Raw genomic sequence first — 9,548 nt, 5'->3', positions numbered from 1 at the left:
TCATTGCGTGCGGCTCGCTGCCACTGGCCGGCGCTTCGAGCACATGACTGACCAGCGCGCCGATCACCACCACGCAGACCACCCGCACGTATTGCATGGTAGCCACGACCCGGCCGTCGGCGCCGAAGTCATCGGCCATCGCGACCATGGCCGATGCGGCACCGGGGGAGGTGCCCCAGGCGGCGGTGCTGGCCTGGATGCCGCCGAAGCGGACCATCGCCAGGCCGACCACGGAGCTCAGGGCCACCGTCAGCACCGTGGCGAACAGCATCAGATGCCAGGAGTCGGCCATGGCTTCGAGCACGGCCAAGGTCATCGAATGGGCGGCCAGCAGGCCGATGCAGCCCTGGCCCAGGCGAAAGGCCTGGCGATGGATGCGGATGCGGGCGCCGCTGACGCCAAGGCCGATCGCCACCAGCATCGGCCCGATGAATTGACCGGCCGGCAGGTCGGCGTGCTTGAGCAGTTGGCCGGCGCTGCCGGCGAGAAGGATCAGGGCCAGCCATTGCAGCGGGCGTGGCCAGTGGCCCGGGGAAAAACGCGATGAATTGGACAAAACTCCCTCCAGAGCGTCGGACGCACCTGTTGCAGGGCGTTGAGGTCGACGCGATGGGTAAATTATTGATAGCGCAATTGATCAAGTCCAGTTTCTAATTGTCATGAACCTATAACTTTGGTTGATTGATTATGGACCTGCGCGATCTGACCTATTTCGAAACCATCGCCGAACTCGGGCACCTGGGACGCGCCGCGGAAAAGCTCAACCGCAGCCAGCCGGCGCTGACCAAGAGCATCCAGCGCCTGGAGGAGTCGTTCGGCACCAAACTGTTCGAACGTGAAGGTCGGCGGATCAAGCTGACCCCGGTCGGGGTGCTGTTGCAGCAGAGGGCCCGGCAACTGCAGCAGAACATCGCCGAGACCCATCGCGAGGTCCGTGACTTCGCCAGTGGCGTGCTGGGCAATATTCGCCTGGGCTGCGCCTCTAGCATGGCCGAGTACCTGCTGCCGCAACTGACCGCGACCTTGCTCGAGCGTGCCCCGCAAATCACCCTCAACCTGGTGATCGGCCAGGACAACATGCTGCGCGAGTCCCTGCGTGCCGGCCGCCTGGATGTGGTGATCTGCCCGCAGTTCGACAGCGATCCGCAGATACTGGCCCACCCGTTGTTCGACGACGAGGCGGTGGTGGTCGCCAGCCGCAACCACCCGATCTTCGACGGGCCGATCCGCCTGAAGGACCTGGGGCGCTATCGCTGGGTGCTGCCGGCCACCGGTGTTTCTTCCCGGCGGTGGATCGATGGGGTGTTCCTCGCCCGGGGCCTGCCGTTGCCTTCGGTGCAGATCGAGACCAATACCATTTCCCTGCTGCCACCGCTGATCGGCCAGACCCGGCTGCTGAGCTTTCTGGCGCGCAATACCCTGGAAGACGTGCGTGGGGCGATGCACTTGCGCGAGGTGCCGCTCAAGGAAACCACGATGAAGCGCACGCTGGTGGCCGCCGTGCGGGATGGTGGCTACCTGTCGCCGGCGGCAAAGACCCTGCTGGAGCTGCTCAAGGGTGAAGGGCGGAGCTTCTTTGCTGAACGTTGATAAAAGGAAATTCCTACATTTGCTGCCTCTGGAGCACGGCTAGAGAGCTGATATTTCCTACGGTCCTGAATCTTGTGCTGCGTGAACTAATAGTTCACGGTATAGTCATGATCAAGACTTTTCAACATAAGGGCCTGAAGGCCTATTTTGAGTCCGGGACGACAAGAGGGATCCAGGCTGGTCCTGCCAGGCGATTGGGACTCATCCTTGCTGCACTTGATGTGGCTGCGACTCCCGGAGAACTCGACCTGCCGTGCTATCGCCTGCATCCGTTGAAAGGACGGTTGGCTGGCTACTGGTCAATGACTGTCAGTGGTAACTGGCGTGTGATTTTCCGGTTTGTCGGTGTGGACGTCGAGTTGGTCGATTATCTCGACTATCACTGAAAGGAGGCCGTTCATGGCCATGCATAATCCTCCCCACCCCGGCGTCATGATCAAAGAGATGTTGCCGGAGCTGAACATCAAAATCGCCGAAATGGCGCGACGGCTGCATTTCTCCCGTGAAATGCTCTCGCGGGTGATCAATGGCCGGGCACCTATCAGCCCTGACCTGGCTGTACGCCTGGAGCGCTCCGGGCTGAGCACCGCGCGGTTCTGGCTGGGACTGCAGCTTAACTATGACCTTTGGCGGGCCGAGCATCGCGAGCAGCCGGTGGTCGGTCGACTGGTCGCTGCCTGAGGTGCGTCAGTCAGTTAATCGCTGTCGAACGCGGGCCACAGCTCCGCCCAGTGTTCAGCCCAGCAACAGTGATGGTTGTAGCCTGGCATGACCTGGACGAGTGTGGCAGGCTCGCTCGGATGTTCGGCAACGAACTGGCGGGTCAGTTCCGGGGGGATGATCGGATCGTCGGCGCCCACCAGGTGCACTTGTCTGAGATGACTGAGGGCTGGGCCGAAATCGCCGGGGTTGAGCGAGCGGGTCAGCGGTTGCACGCGATGAAAGCGGGTCCAGGCCTGGTGATCCAGGTTGCCGGCGACGGTGATGACACTGTCGACGTCAGTGCGACGGGCCGCCAGCAACAGGGCGATGGCGGCGCCTCCCGAGTAGCCGACCAGTTGCAGCCTCTGCGCGTGGGCCTGCTGCTTGAGGGCGTCCACGGCCCGGTCGAGGCTGCTGACCACTTCGGTGGAGAAGCGCGCGTCGGTCCAGTCGTTGCGGCTGCAGGTTGCCGGTTTCAGGTACTGACAGGGGCGGGCCAGATAGGCCGCATTGCCATTCGGCTGGGCGAGCGCCAGGCGCAGCGCCACGGGGTCGATGGGGGTCGGATCGGTCGATGGCTGGCTGGCGGTCACCCAGGCGAAACCATCACCTTCGAGGTAGATCGTCAGGCGAGGGCTATCGCTGAAACGCTCGGGCCGAAAGGCCTTGATCGGGAAGGGCTGACTGGCGATCTGCCGACCCTGCCAGTGATGACTGAGAGCCAGGTCGTTGGCAGCAGCCGTGCGTGATTCAGGCGAAGGCACCGAAGTACAGCCACTGACTAACACCGTCGTCATCAGTACCCCTTGTAGGAGCCGGCTTGCTGGCGATGGCAATCGCACAGGCGACCCCTTCGTTGCCTGACACCTCGCTATCGCCAGCAAGCCGGCTCCTACAGGACGTGGTGGGTTACCTGGGATATGAGTAGGTGCCGCAGGCAGTGATGATGCGGGTGGAGGCGGCATCTCAACTGCCGCCCTCGGGGCGCCCGCTGCTGACTTCTCCCGGCACGTCGTCACCGGCCATGCGCTTGCGGAACAACCCGGTCCGGGCCAGCAGCAAGGTGGTGACCGGCACGGTGATCGACAGCAGGATCGGGATCAGCCAGGCATGCACCACCGGTTCCGACTTGAGGCCGGAAAAATACAGGATCGACGCCAGCGCCACGCACCAGGCACCCATCGTCGAGGCCAGCGCCGGTGGGTGCATGCGCTGGAAGAAGTCTTTCATGCGCAGCAGGCCGATGGCACCACACAAGGCGAACAGGCTGGCGAGCACCAGCAGCAGCGCCACGGGAATCTCGATCCACAACGACAGCCCGTTCATTCGATCACCTCGCCACGCAGGAGGAATTTCGCCAAGGCAAACGAGCCGACGAAGCCGAACAGGGCGATCAGCAGCGCCGCCTCGAAGTAGGTGTCACTGGCATAGCGGATGCCCAGCACCAGCATCATCAGCATGGCGATGATGTACAGGTAGTCCAGCGCCAGGACCCGGTCCTGCGCCGAAGGGCCCTTGAACAGGCGCACCACGGTCAGGACCAGCGCCACGCTGAAAATGAACAGGCTGAACAGAATCGCGTTGGCGAGCAGGGCGCTCATTCGAAGATCTCCATCAGGGGGCGTTCATAGGTGTCCTTGAAGTGCCGGATGAAGGACGCGTCCTCCTCCAGGTCGAATACGTGCAGCAGCAGGATGCTGCGGTCCAGCGCCAGTTCCGACCAGACCGTGCCGGGAATCACCGTGCAGATCATCGACAGCGCGGCCAGGCCGTTGGCGTCGCGCAGGTCCAGCGGCACCTTGATGAACGCCGAACGCGGCGGTCGGCGACCGGCGTTGAGCACGCCCCAGCCGACGGCCAGGTTGGACACGATCACATCGCGGCCCACCAGAAGGAACAGGCGCAGGATCACCCAGGGCCGGCGGATACGGATCGGCAGGGGTCGCAGCGGCGCCATCATCAGCGGTGCGATGAAGCCCAGGGCCGCCCCCAGCAGCAGGTGGCCGGGGCTGACCGAGAGGTTCAGCACCAACCACAGCAACCACAGCGAGAGCGACAGCCAGGGCGCGGGAAACAGGCGTTTCATGGCTGCACCTCCTGCGCGACGGTCTTGGCGGTCGGGCTCGACACGGCACGGGTCGCCACGACTGTGCTGATGTAGTGTTCGGGGTCGGCGAGGCTGGCCGCGGTGGCCTGGGTGTAGCGCAGCAGCGGCTCGGCCTTGACGGTCAGCAGGATGCACAGGCCGATCAGAGTGACGATGGACAGGCATTCGAACCGGCGCAAGGTCGGCGAGGGGCGATCCGCCGGGCTCCAGAAACGCTGCACGCCCATGCGGGTGAAGGCGATCAGCGAGGCCAGCCCGGACACCACCAGCAGCACCACCAGGGCCCAGGCCGCGGGCGGGATCGCTGCCTCCTGGCCGAGCCCCAGGGGATTGAGCAGAGCACTGAGCAGGCTCAGCTTGGCGATGAACCCCGACAGCGGCGGCATGCCGATGATCAGCAGCGCGCAGGCGATGAAGCTCAGACCGAGAAAGGCCATGGTCCAGGGGATGACCTGGCCGACCACGGCTTTCTGTTCGTCGTCCAGGTTGGTGCCGGGGCGCGGATGCAGCGACTCCAGTGGCCGTGGCAGCGGGTCGATGTCCTCGTCCAACGGCAACTCGTTGGCCGAGCGCGAACGTTCGATCAACTCGCTCAGCAGGAACAGCGCAGACATCGCCAGGGTCGAACTGACCAGGTAGAACAGTGCCCCCGCGGTCAGGTTCGGCTGGGCGAAGCCGACCGCCGAGAGCAGGATACCCGCCGACACCAGGATGCTCAGGCTGGCCATGCGCTCCAGGCGCTGGGCGGCGACAATGGCGATGGCCGCAACGCCGATGGTGGCCATGCCGCCGTAGATCAGCCAGTCGCCGCCGAAGTAAGCCGAGGCACCGGCCTGGCCGGAGAACAGCAGGGTCCACAGGCGCAACAGGGTATAGACGCCGACCTTGGTCATGATCGCGAATATCGCCGCCACCGGCGCGCTGGCCGAGGAGTAGGCCGGCACCAGCCAGAAGTTCAGCGGCCACATTCCGGCCTTGGCCAGGAACGCCACCGCCAGAATCGCCGCACCGGCATGCAGCAGGCCGCGGTCGGCCTCTGGTACCAGTGGGATCTTCACGGCCAGGTCGGCCATGTTCAGGGTTCCGGTCACGCCATAGATCAACGCCGCGCCGATCAGGAACAGCGACGAAGCCAGCAGGTTGATCGCGATGTAATGCAGGCCCGAAGACACCCGCGCCCGCCCGGAGCCGTGCAGGATCAGGCCGTAGGAGGCCGCCAGCAGCACTTCGAAGAACACGAACAGGTTGAACAGGTCCGCCGTCAGGAAGGCACCGTACAGACCCATCAGTTGGATCTGGAACAGGGCATGGAAGCTGCTGCCGGCACGGTCCCAGCGGGCCATGGCGAACAGCAGGGCACACACGCCGACGATGCCGGTGAGCACCAGCATCAGCGCGGAAAGTCGGTCGACCACCAGCACGATGCCGAACGGTGCCTGCCAGTTGCCCGGCAGGTACACGCCGATGGAGGCGGGCTCCACCGATTGCTGGCTCCAGAGCAGCAGCCATACGGAAATACCCAGCCCCAGCAGGCTCGAGCACAGGTTGAGGCGGGCCTTGAGTGGGCGGTGCTTCTCGCCGAGCATCAGCATCAGCGCGGCGGTCAGCAGCGGCAGCAGGATAGGGGCGACGATCAGGTGCGATAACAAACTCATTCCTTGGGCTCCCGACCGTCCACATGGTCGGTGCCGGTCAGGCCCCGGGATGCCAGCAGGACCACCAGAAACAGCGCGGTCATGGCGAAGCTGATGACGATCGCCGTCAGCACCAGCGCCTGGGGCAGCGGGTCGGTGTAGTGCAGCAGGTCCTGGGGCACGCCGTCCTTGATGATCGGCTCCTTGCCGATGAACAGGCTGCCCATGCTGAAGATGAACAGGTTGACCCCGTAGGACAGCAGGCACAGGCCCATCACCACCTGAAAGGTCCGGGGTCGCAGGATCAGCCAGACGCCGGAGGCGGCGAGTACTCCGATGGCAATGGCAATGACTTCTTCCATCAGGCGATTCCTCCCTTGAGTGCCGGCTTGCTCGGCGATGCGGTCAACTGACCGGGCCGGTGCGCACGAACCGACTGGTGCGCCAGCGCCGTGAGGATCAGCAGGGTCGAGCCGACCACCACCGCGTACACGCCGATGTCGAAGAACAGCGCGCTGGCGACATGGATATCGCCGAGCAGCGGCAGGTGCAGGTGGGCGGTGTGGGTGGTCAGGAATGGATACCCGAAGGCCATCGCGCCCAACCCGGTGAGCGTTGCGCAGAGCAGCCCGAAGCCCATCCAGCGCAGCGGCCGCAGGCTCATCTGTGCCTCGACCCACTGGGTGCCGGCGACCATGTACTGGAGGATGAACGCCACCGACATCACCAGGCCGGCGACGAAGCCGCCACCGGGCTGGTTGTGGCCGCGCATGAACAGGTACATCGAGACCACGAAGGCGATCGGCAGCAGCAGGCGCACCAGCACCGCTGGCACCATCATAAAGCCCAATGCGGTGTCGCTGGCGCTGCGCGGGTTGACCAGGTCGGTGACCACGTCGCTGGCCAGCAGGCGTTGCTGGTTGGGCAGTTCGAGGCTCTCACGGGGCGGACGGAAACGGCGTAGCAGGGCGAATATCGCCAGGGCCGTAGCCACCAGTACGGTGATTTCACCGAGGGTGTCGAAGCCGCGGAAGTCCACCAGCATCACGTTGACCACGTTGCTGCCGCCGCCCTCGGGCAGGGCGCGACTGAGGTAGAACGAGGAAATGTCGTTCGGCGTCTGGCGGGTGAGCATGGCGTAGGACAGCAGCGCCATGCCGCCGCCGACCAGCACCGACAGCAGCAGGTCGCGCAGGCGGCGGATGCGTGCCTTGCGCAGGCTGCTGGGCAGCGGCGATACCTCTTCGATCCGCCGTGGCAGCCAGCGCAGGCCGAGCAGGATCAGTACAGTGGTCACCACCTCGACCACCAGTTGGGTCAGGGCCAGGTCCGGCGCGGAGAACCAGACGAAGGTGATACAGGTCATCAGGCCGCAGACGCTGACCATGGTCAGGGCCGCCAGCCGGTGGTACTTGGCCTGCCAGGCGGCGCCCAGGGCGCAGGCGATCGCCAGCAGCCAGAGGGTGACGAAGACGATCGAACCCGGGATCTTCGGTCGATCGCCCCAGCTCAGGCTGCTGTGCAGCATCGGGATCAGCCCGGCCACCAGCGCCGCCAGCACCAGCAGGAACAATTGCGGCTGCAGGCGCTGGGTGCCCAGCAGGCGGGTCAGGCGCCGCGCCACGCGCATCTTCAGCACCAGCACCGATTCGAACAGGCGCTTGCCGTCCAGGCGGCCGATCAGTGGTGGACGGGCGAAGCGCCCGCGCTTGAGCTGGTTGCGCAGCAGCAGGTAGAGCAGCACGCCGGCGGACATGGCGATCAGGCTCATGACCATCGGTGCATTCAGGCCGTGCCAGATCGCCAGGCTGTATTCGGGCAGGGTTCCGCCAACCACCGGCAGGGCGGCGGTGGCGAGGATCGCGCCGACCACCTGGGCCGGGAAGATGCCGACCAGCAGGCAGGTGAACACCAGCAGCTCGACCGGCGCGCGCATCCAGCGGGGTGGCTCATGCGGGGTGTGCGGCAGATCGGTGGCCGGCGGACCGAAGAACACGTCGACGGTGAAGCGCAGAGAATAGGCGACGCTGAAGGTGCCGGCGATGGTCGCGATGATCGGCAGTGCTGCCTCGACCCAGGCCGTGGAGTTGATGAACACCGTCTCGGCGAAGAACATTTCCTTGGACAGGAAACCGTTGAGCAGCGGTACCCCGGCCATCGCGGCACTGGCGACCATTGCCAGGGTGGCGGTGAACGGAATCAGCTTGACCAGGCCGCTGAGCTTGTGGATATCGCGGGTGCCGCTTTCGTGGTCGATGATGCCGGCGGCCATGAACAGCGAGGCCTTGAATGTGGCGTGGTTGAGGATATGGAACACCGCGGCCACGGCGGCCAGCGGGCTGTTCAGGCCCAGCAGCAGGGTGATCAGACCCAGGTGGCTGATGGTCGAATAGGCCAGCAGGCCCTTGAGGTCGTTCTGGAACATGGCGCAGTAGGCGCCGAGCACCAGCGTCGCGGCGCCGGCACCGCCGACGATCCAGAACCATTCCTCGCTGCCCGACAGCGCCGGCCACAGCCGTGCCAGCAGGAACACCCCGGCCTTGACCATGGTCGCCGAGTGCAGGTAGGCCGACACCGGCGTTGGCGCGGCCATGGCCCGCGGCAACCAGAAGTGGAAGGGGAACTGTGCGCTTTTGCTCAGGGCGCCGATCAGAATCAGTGGCAGCAACACGGGATAGAGGGCGTGGGCGCGGATCTTGTCGCCGGCCGTCAGCACCGCATCCAGCTCGTAGCTGCCGACCACATGGCCGAGGATCAGTACCCCCGCCAGCAGGCACAAGCCACCGGCGCCGGTCACGGTCAGCGCCATGTAGGCGCCGCGTCGGGCGTCGCGGCGGTGGTGCCAGTAGCCGATCAGCAGGAACGAGAACAGGCTGGTCAGTTCCCAGAAAAACACGATCTGGATCAGGTTGCCCGAGAGCACCAGGCCGAGCATCGCACCCATGAAGGCCAGGAAGAAGGCGAAAAAGCGCGGCACCGGATCGTCCGGTGACATGTAGTAGCGGGCGTACAGCGATACCAGCGTACCGATGCCCAGCACCAGCATGGAAAACAGCCAGGCGAAACCGTCCAGGCGCAGGACCAGGTCCAGACCGAGGCTGGGCAGCCAACCGATGGTCTGGTGAATCACGCCACCATGGGCGATCTGCGGGTACAGCAGGGCCATCTGAATCGTTCCGACCAAGGCAATCACACCGGCCAGAATCGATTCACTGTTACGGGCGTTATGGGGCAGCAGTGCTGCCAGACAGCTGCCCACAAAAGGCAGAAGCAGTAGAACTATCAGTGACATAGGCTTCTAATCTGCAGGAGTTTGCCAAGGATCATACGTGGCCCGTCCGGGATCACCAACCCGGAACCTGTGGCAGAATCCTACAAGGTAGGTCGTAATTTCCTAATGTGCCTATTCTGACTGGACGATGGGGATGTCGCAGTGAGCTGGGGCAGACACCCTATGTGGCGAGCGGGCAAGCCCGCTCGCCACAGAGCCCCTGCATCAAAGAGCCCCTGCATCA

11 protein-coding genes are annotated in these 9,548 nt (G+C 64.7%); 3 read left to right on the top strand and 8 right to left on the bottom strand.

Translation table 11 applies throughout. The features are described 5' to 3' along the window. A partial coding sequence (locus tag K675_RS0126210) for an AbrB family transcriptional regulator (protein WP_017906433.1) occupies positions 1 to 556 on the bottom strand: 556 nt, incomplete at its 3' end. A gap of 131 nt (positions 557 to 687) precedes the next feature. Between K675_RS0126210 and K675_RS0126205 the strand changes: the two genes are divergently transcribed. From K675_RS0126205 to K675_RS0126195, 3 genes are all read left to right on the top strand, one after another. After that, positions 688 to 1,590, top strand: coding sequence for a LysR family transcriptional regulator (locus K675_RS0126205; RefSeq protein ID WP_017906432.1), 903 nt, complete (start codon positions 688 to 690; stop codon positions 1,588 to 1,590). A 107-nt stretch (positions 1,591 to 1,697) separates the two neighbouring features. Then, the gene (locus tag K675_RS0126200; protein WP_017906431.1) at positions 1,698 to 1,976 is read left to right on the top strand and encodes a type II toxin-antitoxin system RelE/ParE family toxin; all 279 of its coding nucleotides are present in this window, start codon (positions 1,698 to 1,700) and stop codon (positions 1,974 to 1,976) included. 13 nt (positions 1,977 to 1,989) lie between these two features. Next, a complete protein-coding gene (locus K675_RS0126195) occupies positions 1,990 to 2,271 on the top strand; it encodes a HigA family addiction module antitoxin (protein ID WP_017906430.1) in 282 nt (93 codons plus the stop codon). A gap of 14 nt (positions 2,272 to 2,285) precedes the next feature. Here the strand turns inward: K675_RS0126195 and K675_RS0126190 are convergent, their stop codons facing one another. The 7 genes from K675_RS0126190 to K675_RS0126160 all read right to left on the bottom strand — a co-directional run bounded on the left by K675_RS0126190 (position 2,286) and on the right by K675_RS0126160 (position 9,325). Further along, on the bottom strand, positions 2,286 to 3,089 hold the full coding sequence (locus tag K675_RS0126190) for an alpha/beta hydrolase (RefSeq protein ID WP_232434477.1): 804 nt from the start codon (positions 3,087 to 3,089) through the stop codon (positions 2,286 to 2,288). Positions 3,090 to 3,258: 169 nt separating this feature from the next. After that, positions 3,259 to 3,618, bottom strand: a complete 360-nt coding sequence (locus tag K675_RS0126185; protein WP_017906428.1) for a Na+/H+ antiporter subunit G — start codon at positions 3,616 to 3,618, stop codon at positions 3,259 to 3,261. Beyond that, positions 3,615 to 3,893, bottom strand: coding sequence for a K+/H+ antiporter subunit F (locus tag K675_RS0126180; RefSeq protein WP_017906427.1), 279 nt, complete (start codon positions 3,891 to 3,893; stop codon positions 3,615 to 3,617). Before K675_RS0126180 ends, K675_RS0126185 begins: the two co-directional genes overlap by 4 nt. Continuing rightward, the gene (locus K675_RS0126175; protein WP_017906426.1) at positions 3,890 to 4,378 is read right to left on the bottom strand and encodes a Na+/H+ antiporter subunit E; all 489 of its coding nucleotides are present in this window, start codon (positions 4,376 to 4,378) and stop codon (positions 3,890 to 3,892) included. Before K675_RS0126175 ends, K675_RS0126180 begins: the two co-directional genes overlap by 4 nt. After that, positions 4,375 to 6,054: a monovalent cation/H+ antiporter subunit D gene (locus tag K675_RS0126170; RefSeq protein ID WP_017906425.1), complete on the bottom strand. Its 1,680-nt coding sequence runs from the start codon at positions 6,052 to 6,054 to the stop codon at positions 4,375 to 4,377. Before K675_RS0126170 ends, K675_RS0126175 begins: the two co-directional genes overlap by 4 nt. After that, entirely contained in the window at positions 6,051 to 6,395 is a 345-nt protein-coding gene (locus K675_RS0126165; RefSeq protein ID WP_007986256.1) for a Na+/H+ antiporter subunit C, read from the bottom strand. Before K675_RS0126165 ends, K675_RS0126170 begins: the two co-directional genes overlap by 4 nt. Beyond that, on the bottom strand, positions 6,395 to 9,325 hold the full coding sequence (locus K675_RS0126160) for a monovalent cation/H+ antiporter subunit A (RefSeq protein WP_026145552.1): 2,931 nt from the start codon (positions 9,323 to 9,325) through the stop codon (positions 6,395 to 6,397). Before K675_RS0126160 ends, K675_RS0126165 begins: the two co-directional genes overlap by 1 nt. Positions 9,326 to 9,548 lie beyond the last annotated feature (223 nt).

Origin of the sequence: Pseudomonas fuscovaginae SE-1 (genome assembly GCF_000364705.1) — a bacterium.
GTDB lineage: Bacteria > Pseudomonadota > Gammaproteobacteria > Pseudomonadales > Pseudomonadaceae > Aquipseudomonas > Aquipseudomonas fuscovaginae_A.
This window is presented reverse-complemented; position numbering and strand designations above follow the sequence as displayed.

Coding starts and splice junctions, on each gene's coding strand:
- K675_RS0126175 (WP_017906426.1), bottom strand. CDS start 4,378: ATGAAACGCCTGTTTCCCGCGCCCTGGCTGTCGCTCTCGCTGTGGTTG.
- K675_RS0126170 (WP_017906425.1), bottom strand. CDS start 6,054: ATGAGTTTGTTATCGCACCTGATCGTCGCCCCTATCCTGCTGCCGCTG.
- K675_RS0126200 (WP_017906431.1), top strand. CDS start 1,698: ATGATCAAGACTTTTCAACATAAGGGCCTGAAGGCCTATTTTGAGTCC.
- K675_RS0126190 (WP_232434477.1), bottom strand. CDS start 3,089: ATGACGACGGTGTTAGTCAGTGGCTGTACTTCGGTGCCTTCGCCTGAA.
- K675_RS0126195 (WP_017906430.1), top strand. CDS start 1,990: ATGGCCATGCATAATCCTCCCCACCCCGGCGTCATGATCAAAGAGATG.
- K675_RS0126160 (WP_026145552.1), bottom strand. CDS start 9,325: ATGTCACTGATAGTTCTACTGCTTCTGCCTTTTGTGGGCAGCTGTCTG.
- K675_RS0126185 (WP_017906428.1), bottom strand. CDS start 3,618: ATGAACGGGCTGTCGTTGTGGATCGAGATTCCCGTGGCGCTGCTGCTG.
- K675_RS0126180 (WP_017906427.1), bottom strand. CDS start 3,893: ATGAGCGCCCTGCTCGCCAACGCGATTCTGTTCAGCCTGTTCATTTTC.
- K675_RS0126205 (WP_017906432.1), top strand. CDS start 688: ATGGACCTGCGCGATCTGACCTATTTCGAAACCATCGCCGAACTCGGG.
- K675_RS0126165 (WP_007986256.1), bottom strand. CDS start 6,395: ATGGAAGAAGTCATTGCCATTGCCATCGGAGTACTCGCCGCCTCCGGC.